16 protein-coding genes are annotated in these 18,082 nt (G+C 62.3%); 6 read left to right on the top strand and 10 right to left on the bottom strand.

Annotated features, from left to right (window positions below):
• The first annotated feature begins 34 nt into the window (after positions 1-34).
• From GYH35_RS28080 to GYH35_RS28070, 3 genes are all read left to right on the top strand, one after another.
• A complete protein-coding gene (locus GYH35_RS28080; protein WP_161830168.1) occupies positions 35-1,015 on the top strand; it encodes an alpha/beta hydrolase in 981 nt (326 codons plus the stop codon).
• Positions 1,016-1,101: 86 nt separating this feature from the next.
• Positions 1,102-3,309, top strand: coding sequence for an acyl-CoA dehydrogenase (locus tag GYH35_RS28075; RefSeq protein WP_161830167.1), 2,208 nt, complete (start codon positions 1,102-1,104; stop codon positions 3,307-3,309).
• Positions 3,310-3,322: 13 nt separating this feature from the next.
• Positions 3,323-4,132 (top strand): enoyl-CoA hydratase/isomerase family protein, encoded by an 810-nt coding sequence (locus GYH35_RS28070; RefSeq protein WP_161830166.1) that lies wholly within the window; start codon positions 3,323-3,325, stop codon positions 4,130-4,132.
• 1 nt (position 4,133) lies between these two features.
• On the opposite strand, the gene cofH is transcribed toward GYH35_RS28070, so the two are convergent.
• The 10 genes from cofH to GYH35_RS28020 all read right to left on the bottom strand — a co-directional run bounded on the left by cofH (position 4,134) and on the right by GYH35_RS28020 (position 15,466).
• Entirely contained in the window at positions 4,134-6,521 is a 2,388-nt protein-coding gene (gene cofH, locus GYH35_RS28065; protein ID WP_202624800.1) for a 5-amino-6-(D-ribitylamino)uracil--L-tyrosine 4-hydroxyphenyl transferase CofH, read from the bottom strand.
• A gap of 4 nt (positions 6,522-6,525) precedes the next feature.
• Positions 6,526-7,206, bottom strand: a complete 681-nt coding sequence (gene cofC / locus GYH35_RS28060) for a 2-phospho-L-lactate guanylyltransferase (protein WP_161830164.1) — start codon at positions 7,204-7,206, stop codon at positions 6,526-6,528.
• 11 nt (positions 7,207-7,217) lie between these two features.
• Entirely contained in the window at positions 7,218-8,234 is a 1,017-nt protein-coding gene (fgd, locus tag GYH35_RS28055) for a glucose-6-phosphate dehydrogenase (coenzyme-F420) (protein ID WP_161830163.1), read from the bottom strand.
• Positions 8,231-9,154, bottom strand: a complete 924-nt coding sequence (locus tag GYH35_RS28050; protein ID WP_161830162.1) for an LLM class F420-dependent oxidoreductase — start codon at positions 9,152-9,154, stop codon at positions 8,231-8,233. Before GYH35_RS28050 ends, fgd begins: the two co-directional genes overlap by 4 nt.
• 15 nt (positions 9,155-9,169) lie before the next feature.
• On the bottom strand, positions 9,170-10,015 hold the full coding sequence (locus GYH35_RS28045) for an SDR family NAD(P)-dependent oxidoreductase (RefSeq protein WP_161830161.1): 846 nt from the start codon (positions 10,013-10,015) through the stop codon (positions 9,170-9,172).
• On the bottom strand, positions 10,012-11,049 hold the full coding sequence (locus GYH35_RS28040; protein ID WP_161830160.1) for a hypothetical protein: 1,038 nt from the start codon (positions 11,047-11,049) through the stop codon (positions 10,012-10,014). Before GYH35_RS28040 ends, GYH35_RS28045 begins: the two co-directional genes overlap by 4 nt.
• A complete protein-coding gene (locus GYH35_RS28035) occupies positions 11,039-12,190 on the bottom strand; it encodes a sulfotransferase family protein (protein WP_161830159.1) in 1,152 nt (383 codons plus the stop codon). Before GYH35_RS28035 ends, GYH35_RS28040 begins: the two co-directional genes overlap by 11 nt.
• A gap of 109 nt (positions 12,191-12,299) precedes the next feature.
• Entirely contained in the window at positions 12,300-13,766 is a 1,467-nt protein-coding gene (locus GYH35_RS28030) for an aldehyde dehydrogenase family protein (RefSeq protein WP_161830158.1), read from the bottom strand.
• A 183-nt stretch (positions 13,767-13,949) separates the two neighbouring features.
• The gene (locus GYH35_RS28025) at positions 13,950-14,687 is read right to left on the bottom strand and encodes an SDR family oxidoreductase (RefSeq protein ID WP_161811557.1); all 738 of its coding nucleotides are present in this window, start codon (positions 14,685-14,687) and stop codon (positions 13,950-13,952) included.
• A 14-nt stretch (positions 14,688-14,701) separates the two neighbouring features.
• Positions 14,702-15,466, bottom strand: coding sequence for a hypothetical protein (locus tag GYH35_RS28020; protein WP_161811558.1), 765 nt, complete (start codon positions 15,464-15,466; stop codon positions 14,702-14,704).
• A gap of 289 nt (positions 15,467-15,755) precedes the next feature.
• Between GYH35_RS28020 and GYH35_RS28015 the strand changes: the two genes are divergently transcribed.
• The 3 genes from GYH35_RS28015 to GYH35_RS28005 are packed head-to-tail and all read left to right on the top strand — an operon-like array spanning position 15,756 to position 18,079.
• A complete protein-coding gene (locus GYH35_RS28015; RefSeq protein WP_161811559.1) occupies positions 15,756-15,953 on the top strand; it encodes a ferredoxin in 198 nt (65 codons plus the stop codon).
• Positions 15,954-15,978: 25 nt separating this feature from the next.
• Positions 15,979-16,806, top strand: coding sequence for a coniferyl-alcohol dehydrogenase (locus GYH35_RS28010; RefSeq protein WP_161811560.1), 828 nt, complete (start codon positions 15,979-15,981; stop codon positions 16,804-16,806).
• Between the two features lie 16 nt (positions 16,807-16,822).
• Positions 16,823-18,079: a cytochrome P450 gene (locus GYH35_RS28005; RefSeq protein ID WP_161811561.1), complete on the top strand. Its 1,257-nt coding sequence runs from the start codon at positions 16,823-16,825 to the stop codon at positions 18,077-18,079.
• The last annotated feature ends 3 nt before the right edge of the window (positions 18,080-18,082 follow it).

The following is an 18,082-nucleotide window of genomic DNA, read 5'->3' as shown; positions in this document are numbered from 1 at the left end:
GATCGGCCGGGGCTGCCGCCGGAAGCGAGGACTCATGGCGGTGGAAATAAAACAAGTGCGCATCGGATGGCGCAGCCGGTGGCGCGTGAAGTTGTTGCGGTCCTTTTTCAAGCCGCTGGTCTCGCGCATGGCGAAGTCGTCGCCGGAACGCATCGTGGCTCTGCAAACACGCGCGGTGGCGGGGCTGAAAAACAAATACTCCGGCCTGACAGCCCGTTACGGCATCCTCGGCAATGTGCCTGGCCCGATCATTGGCGAGCCTGGCAATCGCGACCGGATCGCGATCCTTTATCTGCACGGCGGGGCTTTCGTATTCCCTGCGTCGCCCAATCTGCAGGTCGAGCTGCTGGGGCGGATGTGCAGCGATCTCGAGGCCTTCGGGTTCATGCCCGACTACCGATTGATCCCCCAGCATCCCTGGCCGGCGGCGCTAAATGATTGTGAGCATGCGTATCGTGCGCTGTTGAATCTCGGCTTCGCGCCCGAGCGCATCGTTGTCATTGGCGAGTCGGCGGGCGGCAATCTCGTGCTTTGTTTGTTACAGCGCATCCGCAAGGCAGGCCTGCCTATGCCAGCGTGCGCTGTGCCGATCTCTGCAGTGACAGAACTGGGGCGTACGCATGCGCCACCTTCGCGCGGATTCAATGCCAAGCGCGAGGCATTGATTCCGACCGGGTTCGCCTATCGGATGACGCAGTGGTACGTCAACGGGCAGGATGCGTCGAACCCGGAAATCTCGCCGCTGTATGCCGATTACTCGGGCTTTCCGCCGCTCTATTTCCTGGTCGGGGAGGAGGAATTTCTGCTCGACGACACCCTGCTTGCGGCCGCGCGGGCGCGAGAGGCCGGTGTGGAAACGCAGCTCGATGTGTGGCCGGTGCTGCCCCACGCGTTTCCGTTGTTCGAAGCGATGTTCAGAGAAGCTCCGCTGGCGCGCAAAGACATGGTGGCCTTCATCCAGAGGCACGTCGGCCGGCGCAGCGAAAGCAGCAATGTGACCCCGTTGCGCGCGTAGTCAACACAGCTGTTGACTAGCGGGGAAGCGACCGGTTAGGGTCATTCTCCTGTGGTCTCGACCATCGCGTCACGAGTCGTCCGTCCATGAACTTCGAGCTTTCCGAAGACCAGCAACTGCTGCGCGAAAACTTCGCTCGTTATCTCGACGAAAACAGCAGCATGGGCCGCGTGCGCGCCGCGCAGCCGTCAGGCTTCGATCCGGCGTTGTGGAGTGGGCTGGCGGAGCTGGGTGCATTCTCTTTGCGTGTGCCCGAGGATGCCGGCGGTGTCGGCCTCGGGCTGCTCGACGCGGTCGTATTCATGGAAGAGGTGGGCCGGACGCTGGCATCGGGGCCTATCGCCGAAACACTCGTTGCAGCCCGTTTGCTCGCAACGCTGGCGCCGAGCGCCACGAATGCCTGGCTCGAACGTGTGCTGTCCGGCGAAGCGGTGGTGAGCATCGCATTTCATGACATTGCGGATGAGCCGGTGCAGTGGGTCGCCGGCGGATCGGTCGCGGAAGCTGTCATTGCGCGCGATGGCGATCGAATCGTGCTGATTCAGGTGCCGGCGAGCGAGCGCAAGGCGGAGCCGAATCTTGCGTCGACACCCATCGCCGAGTTGCGTCTCGCAGATGGCGAGCGTTCGGTGTTGTCGAACAATGAATCGGGCCGCAGGCTTTTCGCGCAGGCCATCGAGGAATGGAAGCTGCTGATTTCAGCCGCGCTCGCAGGCCTGTCCCGCGAGGCAATCCGTCTTGCTTCGGCCTACGCTTGCGAACGCTCGGCCTTCGGCCAGCCGATCGGGACGTATCAAGCGATCTCACATCCGCTTGCGGATCTCAGCACCGATGTCGACGGTGGCAAGTTCCTGACTTGGAAAGCCATTCGAGATATCGCCGATGGCAAAGCCGAGGCGGGCGCGGAAGTTTCGCTGGCCACGTGGTGGAACGTCGATACAGCGGGGCGCGCGGTCGCGCAGGCGCTGCACACGTTCGGCGGTTACGGCCTCACAACCGAATACGACATTCATCTATATAACCTTCGCGCCAAGGCCTGGCCGCTGATTCTGGGCGACCCAGCGCGCTTGTTGGAAGAAGCCGGGCGACGGCTTTATTCCGGCGAGCAGGCAGCTTTGCCCGATGCCGGAGCGGTGACGATCGATTTCGATCTGGGCGAAGAGGCGCATGCGCTGGCGAAGGAAGTCCACTCGTTCTTCGAGAAGACGCTGACGCCCGAGCTCCGAGCCAAAGCTCACTATTCTTTCGACGGGCACGATGCCGGCGTGCATCGTCAGCTCGCCGAAGCCGGCTTGTTGTTCCCGTCGTGGCCGAAGGAATGGGGCGGTCGACAGGCGCCGCCGTACGCGATGAACGCCTTGCATCAGGCCTGGGAAGAGGTGGGCTGGAGCAGTCATGCGATCAGCACGACCGGATTGGTCGGCACCATGATCCGGCTGTTCGGCGGCGATGAGTTGAAGCGCGAGGTGCTGACGAAGATCGTGTCAGGCGAAGTCGTCTGCAGTCTCGGCTACTCGGAGCCGAGTTGCGGGTCCGACGTCTTTGCTGCCCAGACTCGCGCGACGCGTGATGGTGAAGGTTGGCGCATCGACGGCTCCAAGATGTTTACGAGTGGCGCCAACATCGCCGATTACGTGCTGATGCTGACGCGGACCAATCCCGACGTGCCCAAGCACAAAGGGTTGACGATGTTCATCGTGCCGCTGAAGAGTGCCGGTGTGAGCATCCAGCCGGTGTTTACGTTCCAGGACGAGCGCACCAATATCACTTACTACGATGGCGTGAAGGTCAAGGACAGCTATCGCCTCGGGCCGGTCGACGGCGGCGTAAAAGTGATGGCTGGCGCGCTGGAGATGGAGCACGGCGGAGGCTTTTCGAAGAGCCAGCGACACATGGTGCACGCCGCCGAGGAGCTGTGCCGCGAGATTCGCTATCGAGGCGGGTCTTTGATCGAAGACCCGGCGGCTCAAGTGCGCTTGGCGCGCTCGACGGCGCATGTGCTGCTTTCAGAAGTCATTGCGTATCGCGCGGTGTGGGCAGCGACCCAGAAGCACCCGAACGTAGGCTATGGCCCGATGGCGAAACTGTTCTCGTCCGAGAAGTTCCTGAAGGATTCCGCCGATCTGTTGAATCTCACCGCGCCGTATTCGCTCTCCAATCGCAGCGGCCCGGCGGGCTTCCTCAATCAATGTTACCGCCACGCGCAGGGCACGACGATCTATGGCGGCACCAGCGAAGTCCATCGCAGTATGATCGCCGAGCGCGGGCTGGGTCTGCCGCGCAGCCGAGCCTGAGCAGGAGACGACTGTGTCCGAAGCTCCCCATCTGCTGACCGAACAGGACGGCGCGATCCTGATCGCGACCCTGAATCGACCGGACAAGCTGAATTCGCTGTCCGCCGAGACGATGTCGCTGTTCGAGCAGGCGCTACATCATTTCCGCGACACGCCCGAGCTGAAGGTGTTGCTGGTTCGTGCGAACGGCCGATATTTCTGCGCGGGCGCCGACCTGCGTGGCAACGACGAAGGCGGGCCGGCGCGAACGGGATCGGCGATCCGCGAGAAACATCGCCTGCGATTGCATGGCATGCATCGCATTTACGATGAGATGGAGGCGATCGAGAAGCCGATCGTCGTCGCCCACCACGCCGCCTGCGTCGGTGGGGGGCTGGAGTTATCGCTATCCTGTGATTTTCGGCTCGCGGCCAGGAGCGCGAGTTATGCGTTCCCGGAGGGCAAGTTCGGAGTGCTGCCGGCCTCCAATGGTGTGAGCCGCCTGGCGCGCATCATCGGGCCGCATTGGGCGCGCTATCTCATCATGGCGAACCTGCCGGCGAGCGCGGACAAGGCGCTGATCATGGGGCTGGTTCACGAAGTGTTCCCGGACGAGACGTTCGCTGAAGACGTCATGAAGTTCTGCCGCCATCTGGCTCAGCAGAACGGCGAGCAGATGGGTACGGCGAAGATTGCCATCGAGTTGGCGCACGACGTTGGGCTCGCGCAAGCCCGCAACGTCGAGCGGATGGCGAACAGCGCGCTGATGCTCAATCCGGAGTATCTCGCCGGCATCGAGCGGTACATTCAGAGCATCGGCGGGAAGAGCAAGGATAAGGAATAGCTCATGCTACGACGCGCATCGCTCTGCTCGAAAGCGGCGCGTTGTACGGCTTGAGCAGTGGCGCCGCGCAGTCGGCGCGCTCGATCTGCTCAGCGTTGGCATCCCCATACAGCGTCGTTCGCTGCCGATATGGACGCCCTAACTCCGCGATGAGCTGCTGCATCTGATGCGGCTCTAGCTCCTGTCCGTGCGTCGCGCCCGCGGCGCGGCTGATGGACTCGTTCATCAAAGTACCGCCGAGATCGTTCGCCCCGGCCTCGAGGCAACGCTGCGCCCATTGCGGGCCAAGCTTCACCCACGATACCTGCACATTCGGCACAACCGGATGGAGCACCAAGCGGGCCACCGCATGCATCAGCACCGTCTCCCGCAGCGTCGGCCCCTTACGCGCGCGCCCACGCAGATACATTGGCGCTTCCATATGGACGAAGGGCAGAGGAACGAACTCGGTCAGTCCGCCGGTGTCCTGCTGCAATCGTCTCAACAGCAACAGGTGCCTGGCCCAGTGCTCATAGCCTTCGATGTGTCCGAACATGATCGTCGAAGTCGTGGGCAGACCCACCCGATGCGCCTGAGCGACAACATCCAGCCATTCCCGCGTGCTCAGCTTGTCGGGCGCGAGGACGCCGCGGATCTCGTCATCCAGAATCTCCGCCGCCGTTCCCGGCAGCGAGCCCAATCCCGCTTGCTTGAGTTCCATGAGGAAATCGCGCACCGAAATGCCGAGCGTTTGCGCGCCATGGCTGACTTCGAGCGGCGAGAACGCGTGAATGTGAATCTGCGGTTGTGCCTGCTTCGCCGCCCGGCAAATCTCTAAATAAGTGTGTCCCGTGAAGGAAGGATGGATGCCGCCCTGCATGCACACTTCCGTGCCGCCTCGCTCCCATGCTTCGCGCACGCGGCGGCGGATTTCGTCGAGGTCGACCAGATACGGTGCGCCACGGAGGTGCTCGTGCGTGCGCCCCTTGGAGAAAGCGCAGAAGCCACATTTGTACAAGCAAACGTTCGTGTAATTGATATTGCGGACGACGGCATAACTCACTGTGTCGCCGACCGCTTGCTGTCGCACTTCGGTTGCGACCTCGCAGGTGCGAACGAAATCCGCGCCACGCGCGGTGAAGATCTCGGCGATCTCGTCTTCAACGAGTTCATTGCCAGTTGCCGCCCGCTCCACCAGATCAGCGATTCGGGAACGGCGCACAACCGCTGCCGGAGTCACATCGCGAAGATCGTCCTGATTTGCTGGATCCGCAGCTCCGGCACACCAACGGCCAACGCGTGCCCATCCGGCGCCGTCCGACTGTCTCAGCACGGGCGCTTGCAGCTCATCTGCAAGCCATTCGTGCCGAGCCCGTACATAACTGGGATAAGCGGTAAGCCGCTCAACCAAGTCGCAACCGGCCCGACCGGTCTCGGTCGCGAGCCGATCGAGATGTGGCCAGGGTGCCTCCGGATTCACATGATCCGGCGTGAGCGGCGATACGCCACCCCAATCGTTGATGCCGGCCGCAATGAGCTCGGTCAGGTCGCCATCGTAGAGATTCGGCGGCGCCTGAATGCTCATCTGCGGACCGAACATCAATCGAGCGACGGCGACTGTCCAGCACAGCTCATCGTTGGATGGCTCCGGCGAGTGCTGCATCTTCGTGCCAGCCTTGGCACGGAAGTTCTGAATGATGATTTCCTGGAGATGACCATAGCGGTCGGCGAGGTCGCGCAGCGCCAGCAGCGAATCGATACGCTCGCGTCGTGTTTCGCCGATGCCGATGAGAATGCCGCTGGTCATCGGGATGCGGGCTTCGCCGGCCAGGCGCAGTGTTTCCAATCGCCGGGACGGTGCTTTGTCGGGTGAGCCGTAGTGCGGGCCGCCTCGTTCGCACAGACGTTCGGCGGCGGATTCCAGCATGATGCCCATCGAAGGTGCGACATGTCGCAGCCGGGCGAGATCGTTCGCGCTCATCAAACCAGGATTGAGATGAGGCAGCAGCCCGGTTTCACGCAGTACCAGCGCCGCGACATGTTCGAGATACGCCAACGTCGTCGCAAAGCCCAGCTCGGTGAGTGCGTCGCGCGCCCTTGCATAGCGCAGCTCCGGCTGGTCTCCGAGCGTGAACAACACCTCCTTGCAGCCCAGTGCGGCACCTTCATGTGCGATTCGAAGAACCTCGTCCGGGGTGAGATACGGCTTCGACAAGCGACTGGGAGTCTTCGCAAACGTGCAGTAGTGGCAAACGTCACGGCACAGCTGCGTCAGCGGCACGAAAACCTTGCGCGAATAGCTGACACGCGTTCCCCACACTTGCTCGCGAAGCTTCGTAGCGAGTGGCGAGAGATCACGCCAGTCAGCATGCGCCAGCAGTTCGTAGCACTGTTCTGGGCTCAGCATCATTGCGTCACCCGACGAGCGCTGCGCGGAGTGGCACATTGCTGGCAGTCGCCAAGCGCAGCGGCGCCAAAAGACTTGCCGAGCGCTCGAATGCATGACTGCGCAGGTAATCCAGATCGTCGGCGCAATCCAGATCGAGCGCCAGTTCCTCGATCTCAACAACACGTGTGGCGATGTTGGCGGCGCGAGCCGCACTCAGGTGCCGTGTGAAGCTGCAACTGCCGAAGCGCGGCGCTATCGCCTGCGGAGGCGAGCAGAGCAAGGCGTTCGTGCCTTCGTGACGACGGTCGGGGACGAGCACGACCTGCTCGCTCGCAGTTTGAGCTTCGAAGATCGCATCCACCGCGCGAGCGGAGATCAGAGGAAGATCGCCCGGCACCATCAATACGCGCTCTAGCTGCATAGCCTGAAAACTTCGCAGTGCCGACTCGAGCGCGGGCGACATACCCGCGTCTGCCTCCTGCAGGATCGGCATCGCGTGCAGCGACGTCGCGAACTCAGCGACTTCAAGGCTCGACGTTACGACGGCGACTGCGTCAATGTTCCTGCTCTCATGCAGGGCGACGATGACCTGTTCCGCGAGCGCAAAGAACAGCTGCCTGCGCTGTTCGGCATCCAGCACTTCAGCGAGCCGCGACTTGGCCCGTTCGCTCGATTTGAGAGGAACCAATGCCCAGGTCGATGCCATACCAACGCCTGCTATCCGAACTTCGCGCGCAGACGCGGCGCGATCTGTTCGCCGAAGAGTTCGAGGAAACGGCCTTGATCCGGCCCCGGCGCATGGAACACCAGGTGATTGAAGCCGAGCTCCACATATTGACCGACCCGTTGCACGGTTTCGTCCGCATCGTTGCTGACAATCCAACGCGAGGCGGCGCGTTCCACCGGCAGCGCGTCAGCCAATCGCTCCATCTCCAAGGGGTCTTCGACGTTGAGCTTTTCCTCGGGCCGGAGTGCGAGCGCGCCCCAGAAGCGTGTGTCCTGCAGCGCTCGCTCTCGGTCGGTGTCGAATGACAGCTTGATCTCAATCATGCGATCGAAGGCTCGCGGAGTTTTGCCAGCTTGCTGCAAGCCCGTATGCAAGCTCGGCAACAGCGTCTGCGTGTAAAGCTCCCATGGCTTGCCGCTCGTGCAAATGAAGCCGTCGCCATGTTCGCCTGCAAACTTCGCCATAACCGGACCCGCGGCAGCGATGTAGATAGGAACCGGTAGGTCGGGCCGATCGTAGATCGTCGCATTCGCGGTCCTGTAGAAAGTGCCCTCGTAGGTCAGTTGTTCCTCGATCCACAGTCGGCGGATCAGGTCGATCGCTTCCTTGAAGCGGGCCGTGCGCTCTTTCTGCTCGGGCCAGTGCATGCCGCTCGCCGGTACTTCATTGAGCGATTCCCCCGTGCCCGCGCCCAGCGCGACTCGCCCGGGAAACAGGGCTCCCAACGTGGCAAACGCCTGCGCGACGACCGACGGGTGATAGCGGAATGTCGGTGTCAGCACACTCGTGCCGATGAGCACACGAGAAGTGCGTGCGCCCAATGCGCCGAGCCACGCCAACGAGAAAGGTGCGTGTCCGCCCGTGTGCCGCCATGGCTGAAAGTGGTCGCTGATCCAAACCGAATCGAGACCCACCGTCTCGGCGAGCACGGCGTAGTTCAGCAACTCGGTCGGCCCGAACTGCTCCGACGACGCCTTGTAGCCCAGCTGCAGCGGTGCTCGATTCATGGACGACCGTGGCGAAGTTTGCTCAACACGGCCTCGCCGAAATGTTCCGCGAGATCGCACCACTCGGCACGCGTACTCGCTTGCACGTGTACGGCGGCGCCGACGACGCCGAGCTCGCGCAACTTGCCGATCTTTTCCAGCACCGCTTCGGCGTTGAACCGGCGCTCGATCATGCTGAGGCTGCCGAGGATGATTTCGGGCGGGCGCTCGCGGCCAACCTTCTCACAGTGCTCTCGCAAGTACTGAAGGGCGACAGCCAGGTCGCTCTCATTGGTCAGGGGCGCTGTCCGCGATGTTGTCGATACGCCGGGCGCTGTAAAGAAGGGATACCAGGCGTCGCCTTTCTCCACCGCACGACGGATGGCGCGATGGGAGTTGCCACCGATGAGCAGCGGCGGGTGAGGTGTCTGCACTGGTCGGGGAAGGATGCGACTGCCGCGCGCCTCGTAGTTCGTGCCTTTGAAAGAGAACTCATCCGCGGTCCACGCGGCCTTCAGTGCGTCGATGTACTCGTCGACGATTTCGTTGCGCCGCTCGAAATCGACGCCGAGTGCGAAGTATTCGCCTTTCATATAGCCGGCGCCGATGCCTAGCGTCACCCGACCGCGGGAAAAAGCGTCGAGTGTGGCGACCGCGCGCGCCGTGATGAACGGATTGCGATAGGGCAGTACCAGGATTCCCGTTTGCAAACGCACGGTGCACGTGGCCATGGCGACGAGGGACAGCATCACGAACGGGTCCTGCGCGTGATGGCCGCCCGCATCGAGCCAGCGCCCCGAAGGGCAGGGATGATCGGTCACATTGCATCCGGCAAAGCCGACGCGCTCCATCGTAGCGCCGATCTCCATGACGGCTTCGGGAGTCAGGAACCCATCGCCATCGTGGAACTGATCGAAGGGCAGAGTGACGTTGATTCGCATGTTGATCGTCCGTGCTTACGGCGTGATGTCGCCGATGAGCGTCCACTTGCCGGCTTTGTTTCGCAGCCAGCCGCTCGAGGCCCACGCACCGCCGTCGACCGGTATCACCGAGCCAGTGACATAGGAACTCATCGTTGACGCGAGAAATAAAGCAACCTGGCCGCACTCGGTGTCGACGCCAGGTCGGCCGAGGGGAATGCGTCGGGCCGCCGCTGCTTCCTGCTGTTCGGTTGGCTGTACCCATGAGGCCGGATCGACCGGGCCAGTGAAATTGCCGCGCAATCCTGGAGTCACGGTGTAGTCGGGCGCAATGGCATTGACGCGAATGCGATGGTCCGCCAGCTCCAGCGCCATCGTGCGAGTGAAGTTGAGCATGCCTGCCTTGCATGCGGCGTAGACCGCAAAATTCGGAGCGGCACGCGACGCTTCGATGCTGGCCACATTGATGATGGTTCCACCGCGTCCGCCACGGATCATCACGGGCACGACGGCAGACGTGGCTGCGAACATGCTGACGAGGTTGAGATCGATGTGTCGTCGCCACGATCGTTCGGATTGTTCGAGGAACGGCGTAGGCTTCGCGCCGCCCGCGTTATTCACGAGAATGTCGATGCGACCGAATTGCTCGCTGGCCGTTGCTATCAGCGCGCGAATCCGGTCGATCTCCAGGACGTCAGTCGGGACCGCCAACGCTCTACGGCCCATCTCGCGTATGCGCGCAGCCGTTTCATCGCAGCGTTCGGGAACGATGTCTCCGATGACGATGTCGGCGCCGGCCGCGGCGAAGGCCAACGCAATTGCGCGACCGATGCCTGCGCCGCCACCTGTGATAACGGCGACCTGATCCGTAAGCGGGCTCATCGGGTGATCTTGTCCTTGCGCGAAGAGCGCTCGATCATTCCGTACGTCTCTTCACCGTTCCATCGATAGCGCGCACCGGCTTGCTGTAGCACTGGAAAGTCGGGCGGCATTTCCGGCCGGCCCATTGCGAACGTCGAAACGAGCGTTTCGCCTTCGATGGTGGTTCGGCCTCGCTCGGATTCGAGCACGAGCGTCACATCCTGATCGCGAGCTTGCAGCTTGCTCAGCCAGGGTGCGTGCACGACGCGAGCCGGAATCAGCGTGCCGTCGCCTTCGAAGATATAACCCTCGTTGTACGAGGCTGAGCCGTCCGGGCGCGGCGGGTAAGCGATGAATCCGAAACCGCGGCCGCTCGGAAACAGCGCGGACTGCCAGCAATGTCCCCAGAATCCTTCGATCTTGCGGATGCCCTGGCGTTTGATGCGCAGACCGCTGCCATTGAATGCGTGGACTTCGCTACCGATACGCAACGTTCCCTGGGCGCGAAACAGTTGTTCGAAACGGTCGCCGCCCATGAAGTTGCCCTCGACGCCGGATTTGAGCTGCGCCGCCGCGGTTGCGGACATCTGGCCCTGAATCCACGGCGGCACGGCCATGCGAGCCTCGATGTGAAACTCCACATCGACCGCGGGCCCCTGGCCGGGCAGCGCGCCATTTATTTGATCTTGCGTCGTCATCTCGGCGGCCGTGCCCTTGAACGATGTCGTCCACAACCGAAACGGCTCGACGCAACGAAATTCGAGCGGGCCGGTGCCGAGGACGGTCGGCTTACCGTCGCCGCCAATCGGCGAATGAGATTTGCCACTGCCGCGCGCACTCAACGCTCGACCGTTGGGAAAGGCGATGTTGAGCGACAGATCGTGACTGTCCCATTTGGAGGCGAGCGCTTCCACGGCGAAACGGGGCAGGCCAAGCTCGCCGCGATCGTCGGAAACCCACATGTTCACGGCATCCCGCATCTCCGGCTCGTCGGGCCGTTTCGCGAACACATGATCACGCGAAGCGTCGAGACCGCCAGTGAGATCAATGGACATGTCTCGTGCTCTCCTTGCTGGTCCAGCGAGCGGCGCGGGCCGTGTACTCGGCGAACAGCGGACGGATGTGCTCGACGCTCAGGCCGAACCCGGCGGGATCGACGGACGTGCTCGGCTCGCGCGTTTCGGCGTTGTGCTTCCACCAGCGCGTCATGCCCGACTCGAACTCGTCCGTCACCGGCGCACCGAGCCATTCGTAGAGGGCCCTGACCTCGCCGAGCGGATCGCGCTGCATTACCCGGAAGTCGATATCGAAGAACTTCGAATCGGCGCCGCTCTCTCGAAACGCCAGGGCGCGCTTCATGCCCACCGACCACTGCTTCACATTCAGCTGGCCGAGATAGGGTTTGTCGAGCGCATCGGTGAACTTGCCGACGATGTCTGCATATACGTTCGCCACCGAAAGAACGACCTCGGCCGGATCCCGGTGAGTCATCACGAAGCGTGCGTCTGGAAACGCGCGCACGAGGGCATCGAGATACAGAATGTGAGTCGGAGCTTTGAGCCGCCACGGCTTCTCGGGAAACTTCCACTGCAGCAGCTTCAATACCCGCCGTTCGTATAGATACGTCGAGGTGAGATCCGCTGCCAACAGCCACTGCGAGTAAGACGGAATCTGCGCGAAGGCTTGAAAGATGTGTGCCTTGAAATCGAGCGCCATCAAGTCCTGGCATTCGATCGGCCCGGTCGCGCTCGTGGGTGTGTGCGATTTCAGATTCGAGCGTCGACTGAGTTCGCGCGCACGCTCGATGCGTGGATCCGGGCCGACAACGGTCGCAGGAGGAGGGCACGGTTCGCTCGCTTCCCAGGTGAGTAGAGAGCGAGAGTTTGGATCCTCGGCGAGCAAGCATGACAACGCAGACGAGCCAGTACGAGGCAGACCGAGGCCGATCAGCGGCGCGCGAATGACTACGGTCTCGATCTCGGGATGACGACGATACCAATCCTCCACCTGCAGGCGTTGTTTGAGGTGACCGACGATCCGTTGTCGCAACACTGCTTCGCCCAGCGCGTTGAGTTGAGCTTCAGTGCGCAGCGCACGTACGAGAATCTGCAGACCTTCCAGGAAGTCATCCGCACCGAAGTCCTCGAGATCCGTCTCGGCCCGGGCGGCGTCGAGCAATTCTTCGTAGTCCCCCACGGCTGTCTCCTGCGCAGCGTACTACGAGGCTGTGTCAGGAGCGCCCGGATGTATCGACATTTGACGACAGCGCACTTCGCTGAAGTGCGCTGGAAAAGTCGCCAGACGTTCAGGCGCGAATGCCGATCGCCTTTGTTTCCAAAAACTCTTCGATGCCTTCGCGGCCCCATTCGCGGCCGATGCCGCTCGACTTGTAGCCGCCGAACGGCAGATCGCCCGTGATGCTGACGCCGCCGTTGACGCTGATCGATCCGGTGCGAATGCGCTTGGCCATCCGAATGGCTCGCTCCTTGTCGCCGGAGAAGATGGCGCCGCCGAGTCCGTACTCGCTGTCGTTCGCGATGCGGATGGCGTCCTCGTCGTCTTCGTACGGAATCACCACCAGCACCGGGCCGAAGATTTCTTCCCGGGCGATGCGCATATCGTTGCGCACGTCGACGAAGCAGGTCGGTTCGACGAAGAAGCCGCCGCCTTTATCGGTGCGCACTTTGCCGCCCGCCAGCAGGCGAGCGCCTTCCTGCTTGCCAATCTCGATATAACTCATCACTCGATCCATCTGCCGGCGCGAGATCACCGGTCCCATGATGCAAGTGGGCTCGTCGATCTCGCCCCATTTGCTGGCAAAGCCCGCATAGCCCATCTCGAGCGCCTTGATTGCTTCCTGATACCGACTCTTCGGCACCAGCAGTCGCGTCGGATACGCGCAGCCCTGGCCGGCGTGGAACACGACCATGCCGCCCATCACCGTCTGTGCGAAGTTGGGAGCGTCATCGAGAATGATATTGGCCGACTTGCCGCCCAGTTCGAGGAACACTCGCTTCAGCGTCGCCGCGCCTTTCTCCATGACGCGACGGCCGACGGCGGTCGAGCCGGTGAAAGAAATGAGATCGACGCGCGGATCGGTGACGAGCATTTCGCCCGCCATCGCCGGATCGGCGGAAGTGACGACGTTGAGTACGCCGGGCGGCAGACCGGCTTCGGCGGCCAACTCGCCCATGTATGTGCCCATTAACGGCGTGTCGGGCGCGGGTTTCAGAACCACTGTGCAGCCGGCCAACAAGGCGGCGACCACCTTGCCGATGTTCACATACAAAGGAACATTCCACGGCGTGATTGCGCCAACGACACCGACGGCTTCATGCGTCACGATGCGCGCAGTGTCGAATCCATAGTCGCGGCGAATGCCACGATCTTCTTCCCACTTCACCAGTGGGAAGCATTCGAGCAGTCCGTCCATGCCGAACAGCGCGCCGTCGACTTGAGCGCGCGCGGCGGCGCCAATCGCTGCGCCGGCTTCGTAGCGCGAGATATCGACGAGCTTCTGCCGATTTGCGTAGAGCAGGTCGCGATACTTCTTCATCAACTCGAAACGCATCGCGTGGCTGGTCGACCAGTTGGTCCGATCGAAAGCGCGGCGGGCAGCGGCGATCGCTGCGTCGACGTCCTCGCGTGAGGCGTCGGCGGCCTTGCCGACGACCTCGCCGGTCCATGGGCCCGTGTTGTCGTAGGTCTTGTCGCCGCTGGCGCGGCGGATCACGCCATCGATGTAGAGCTTTGCTTCGGGGAGCATCGTCATGTATTTGTCCTCTGGTTGAAACAGCGACTCGGGCATCCTGCCACTTGCGCTGTGGCACAGAGGGGAAAAGGCGCGGCTTTTCCCCCTGCGCTCGCCGCCTGCGGCGGCGGGCACATCCCTGTGCCTTGGGGGTGGCACGTGTTGATTTTCATGTTCGTGAGTCGGTTCGCGGCCGATGGAAAACTAGCTGGCTTTGCGCGCGGAGAGTGTGACCAGCGGCGAGTGCAGGTCGGGCGGCAGATCGATCAGCGCGCGAAATATGTTCGTGACCGACGTGAATTGGGTGATGGGCCGTTCGCGCAGATTGATGCCTGCTTCCATGGCGGCCTTCGCGAAGCGCATTTGCGCGGCGGGGTCGACGTTCCAGACCTTGCCCTGTTCCATCATCTGACCGGCGCGAACGCAGGTGACGCGAATGCCGTTCGGCTCCAGTTCGCGGTGCAGGCCGGAACTGAAGCGCTCCAGGCCGGCCTTCGTGGTCTGGTACATCAGCAGATGCGGGAAGGGCAACTCGACCGACTCGCTGCTCACACTCAGGATGTGGCCGCCGCGATTCATCATCGGGATGGCCGAGCGCGCACACAGGATGGCGCCGCCGAGATTCGTCGCCAGCGTGCCCATGATCTGCTCATCGGTCGCTTCCGCAATCAGGAAGGGCTCGAAGATCGCGGCGTTGTTGATCAACACGTCGATGCGCGGGTGGCGCTTGGCGATCTCGGCGAATGCCGCTTTGACCTGCTCGGAAGAAGCAACGTCGCAGGCCACAGCCATCGCGCGTTCGCCGATCTCCTGCGCGGCGGCCTGCACTTTCGAGAGCGTGCGACCGAGCAGCACGACCTGGTCGCCGTCGGCGGCGAAGCGACGCGCGAGTGCACGACCAAGGCCGATGCCGGCGCCGGTAATGACTATGACTTTGGACACGAGATTCCCCCTGATCAGGCTTTGCCGGGATAGACGGACAGATCGCCCGCATAGGCGATTCCGTTCTGCCAAAATTTTGTTCCGCTGATCTTGCGAAAGTAATGCACTGTACGCGCGACGGAAGCCGCTGCCGAGCGCGGCTGCATGGCGATGCCGCTTGGGCTCACGCCTCGCGCCCGGGCACTGAAATCCTTGAGCGTGAACAACAGGTCGTCGGTCTGTTGAGCGCACAGGACGAGTTGATCGCCGGGACAGTAGTGTCGCGGCTCGATCTGAACGGGCGCCAGTTCGCCGCGCTTCATGGCGACGTGGCCGGGAACGTTGATCACTTCCACGCTGTGCACTTCTTCGTACCAATGCTGGTACTCGTCAAAGCGGCCGGGCACGTAGTTGGCGAGAATGATGCTCACGCCGGAGAGCGGCTCATTGCGGCGCCAGTTCGGGCTGGGCTTCCAGTCCGAGAAGATGCGATAGGTATACAGACGTTCGGTCGTGTCGTTTGCTATCAAGCCGGCATCGCGCGCATCGGCCACCAGCGGCCCCAACGCAGGGATGTCGATCGCAGGTGTCTCGAACGAGAAGTCATAAACGCTGAGGTAGCGCCACGGCTGCGGAATGTCCGGCATGATCTGCTGAGGCGTCACTTCATAGCGATCCGCCGAAGCGAAGCCACGCAAGCGACTCAACGCATCACGGTGTGGGCCGTCGAACCAACTGCCGTAATCGGCTTCTCGGCCCGCGGGGACATTGTGTAGATGGAGCGTCGTGTACAGAGCCATGGGTCGCCGGCCTTGGGTCGTTCCAGTAATAATCAGTGGTGTTGATTAAGTCGTCAAGGCGCGAGGGGTGCGCAATTCGGCCGCCAGCTCAGATGCCTATAGGAACTTAGTATTCCCCTGGTTTTTACGATAAATCCGGCGTGCCAGTCAGTGCCTTGCGCGGCTGGCGCGTAATCAACACTGATGTTGTATAGCAGATCGATTTGTGCGATAAGGTTAGCCACCTAAGTTGTGGCCCGGCCAGCAGTACCGGCGCCACGGCTGCGCTCAGGCCGGGGGATGTGTGGTCATGAAAATACTCATCAATAAAGCTGCGTGCGCCGGCAATGCCCGTTGCGCGGCGGTGTCGGAAGAGCTTTTTCCTTTGGACGACGACGGCTACATCGCGGTGACAGAGGTCGACGTGCCTCCCGGCAAGGAAGAACTTGCCCGTCGCGGCGCTCGTGCTTGTCCCGAGCGAATCATCATCATCGAAGAAGACAAATAATCACGAGCATTGCAGGAGACTTTCGATGGGGGAGTTTGCCAGCTACAGGAACAAGCGGGTCGTCATCAGCGGCTGCTTTTCTGGAATGGGTGAGGCGACTGCCAGGCTGCTGTTGCAGTTGGGTGCAGAAGTCCACGGTCTCGACTACAAGCCAAGCAAGCTGAATCTTGCGTCGTTCACGCAGGTCGATCTGCGCGAGCCGGCGGCGATCGACGCCGCGGTGAAAAAGATCGGCGGCAAGGTCGATGCGCTCTTCAATTGCGCGGGCCTGCCGCAGACGTCGCCGCCGTTGGATGTTATGAAAGTGAACTACGCCGGCACGCGGCGGCTGACCGAACAAGTGTTGCCGCTGATGTCCGCGGGCGGCGCCATCGTCAGCATCTCCTCCAATGGAGGTCTGGGCTGGAGCCGCAGATTGCCGGTGCTGATGGGGCTGCTGAAGATCGACAGTTACGACGGCATCGTCAAATGGTGCCAGGACAATGCCGAGACGGTGCGTGAAGGTTATGCCTTCTCGAAGGAAGCGCTCATCGTCTGGACGATGATGACGTCCACTCATCTCATCAAGCGCGGCATCCGCATCAACTGCACGATGCCCGGCCCGACTCAGACGCCGATGATGTCGCAGTTCGAGCAGGCGACCGCAGCGTCGGTGCTCGAGGCGGCGGCGCAGCCCATCAATCGTCGCTCGACGCCGGAGGAGCAGGCCGGGCCCTTGGTATTCCTCAACAGCGATGCAGCCAGCTACATCAACGGCGTGGCGCTGCCCGTGGACGGCGGATTCCTGGGCGGTGTGGCCACCGGCCAGATCGATCTGAGCGCCATGATGGCGGGCGCCGCGAAATCGGCTTGAGCGCAGGAGTTTCCAAATGTCAGCTGCCGCAAATGTGAGTCCTGCCGTTGCGAAGCCGGCGCATGTGCCCGACTCGCTGGTGTACGACTTCGACATGTTCCGCGACCCGGCGTATGTGGCCGATCCGCACGAGCGCATTCTCGATCTGGTAAAGAACGCGCCGCCGATCTTCTGGACGCCGCGCAACGGCGGCCACTGGATGTTGATGAGCCACTCGGCGAACTTCAACGCATCGCGCGATACCGAGAGCTTCTCGAGCGAGTTCATTCCGCGTGCCGAGATGGCCGCGATGAAAGCCAAGCTACCGCCGGGCATGCCGCACATTCCGCTGCCGGTGCCCATCAATGTCGATCCGCCGGAGCACAGCAAGTACCGTACGCCGCTGCAACGCGTGTTCTCGCCAAAATCGATTCTGGCGCTGAAAGACAGCATCAACGCGCTCGCGACCGAGCTGGTCGACAGCGTGAAGGATCGCGGGAACTGCGAGTTCATGAAAGAGATCGCGGAGCCGATGCCCGTGCGGGTGTTCCTGAAGATGCTGGGCCTGCCGCTCGATCGCCAGGACGAGTATCGCGAGATCGTTTCCCAGCACTTGTCCGATCCGTCGTCCGATGCGCGCGCGATGATTCCGAAGCTGCAGCGGATCGCGGCGAGCATGAACGACACCTTCATCGCGCGTCGTGACAACCCGCAGGACGACATCATCAGCATGCTTTGGAAGATCGAGATCGACGGCAAGCCGACGACGATCGAAGACATGCAGAACTACGGCGTGCTGCTGTTCATCGCGGGCCTGGACACGGTGATGAATGGCATTGGCCATGGTGTGCGTCACCTGGCTCGCAATCCGGAGTTGCAGGCGCAGCTGCGTGCGAATCCGAAGATGGTTCCCGAAGCGACGGAAGAGCTGCTGCGTCGGTACACCTTCACGGTCCCGCCTCGCATGGTGGCGAAGGATATCGTGTTCGAGGGCGTGCAGATGAAGGCGCGCGAGCGCGCGATGCTGTTCCTGCCCGCCGCGGACCTGGATCCCAAAGAGTTCGCGAACTCCGACCGCTACGACCTGAATCGCGAGAACAAGGTTCATATCGCGTTCAACGCCGGCCCGCATCGTTGTCTCGGCTCGCATCTCGCGCGCGTCGAGCTGCAAGTCATCTATGAAGTGCTGATGGCGCGGCTGCCGACGTTCCGGCTCGATTCGCAGCGGCCGCCGACTTTCCATTGCGGTCACGTCGTCGGTGTCGATTCGTTACATCTGGTCTGGGACGTTTGAAGC

It is taken from the genome of Steroidobacter agaridevorans, from assembly GCF_009932555.1.
In the GTDB taxonomy this organism is placed as follows: Bacteria; Pseudomonadota; Gammaproteobacteria; order Steroidobacterales; family Steroidobacteraceae; genus Steroidobacter; species Steroidobacter agaridevorans.
Note: the sequence above shows the minus strand (reverse complement) of the source record. Positions and strands in the feature narration are given on the sequence as shown.

What these genes read in the sequence shown, in the direction of transcription:
- GYH35_RS28080 (WP_161830168.1), top strand. Translation starts at nt 35, where the DNA reads ATGGCGGTGGAAATAAAACAAGTGCGCATCGGATGGCGCAGCCGGTGG.
- GYH35_RS28075 (WP_161830167.1), top strand. Translation starts at nt 1,102, where the DNA reads ATGAACTTCGAGCTTTCCGAAGACCAGCAACTGCTGCGCGAAAACTTC.
- cofH (WP_202624800.1), bottom strand. Translation starts at nt 6,521, where the DNA reads ATGATGCTGAGCCCAGAACAGTGCTACGAACTGCTGGCGCATGCTGAC.
- cofC (WP_161830164.1), bottom strand. Translation starts at nt 7,206, where the DNA reads ATGGCATCGACCTGGGCATTGGTTCCTCTCAAATCGAGCGAACGGGCC.
- fgd (WP_161830163.1), bottom strand. Translation starts at nt 8,234, where the DNA reads ATGAATCGAGCACCGCTGCAGCTGGGCTACAAGGCGTCGTCGGAGCAG.
- GYH35_RS28050 (WP_161830162.1), bottom strand. Translation starts at nt 9,154, where the DNA reads ATGCGAATCAACGTCACTCTGCCCTTCGATCAGTTCCACGATGGCGAT.
- GYH35_RS28045 (WP_161830161.1), bottom strand. Translation starts at nt 10,015, where the DNA reads ATGAGCCCGCTTACGGATCAGGTCGCCGTTATCACAGGTGGCGGCGCA.
- GYH35_RS28040 (WP_161830160.1), bottom strand. Translation starts at nt 11,049, where the DNA reads ATGTCCATTGATCTCACTGGCGGTCTCGACGCTTCGCGTGATCATGTG.
- GYH35_RS28030 (WP_161830158.1), bottom strand. Translation starts at nt 13,766, where the DNA reads ATGACGATGCTCCCCGAAGCAAAGCTCTACATCGATGGCGTGATCCGC.
- GYH35_RS28020 (WP_161811558.1), bottom strand. Translation starts at nt 15,466, where the DNA reads ATGGCTCTGTACACGACGCTCCATCTACACAATGTCCCCGCGGGCCGA.
- GYH35_RS28015 (WP_161811559.1), top strand. Translation starts at nt 15,756, where the DNA reads ATGAAAATACTCATCAATAAAGCTGCGTGCGCCGGCAATGCCCGTTGC.
- GYH35_RS28010 (WP_161811560.1), top strand. Translation starts at nt 15,979, where the DNA reads ATGGGGGAGTTTGCCAGCTACAGGAACAAGCGGGTCGTCATCAGCGGC.
- GYH35_RS28005 (WP_161811561.1), top strand. Translation starts at nt 16,823, where the DNA reads ATGTCAGCTGCCGCAAATGTGAGTCCTGCCGTTGCGAAGCCGGCGCAT.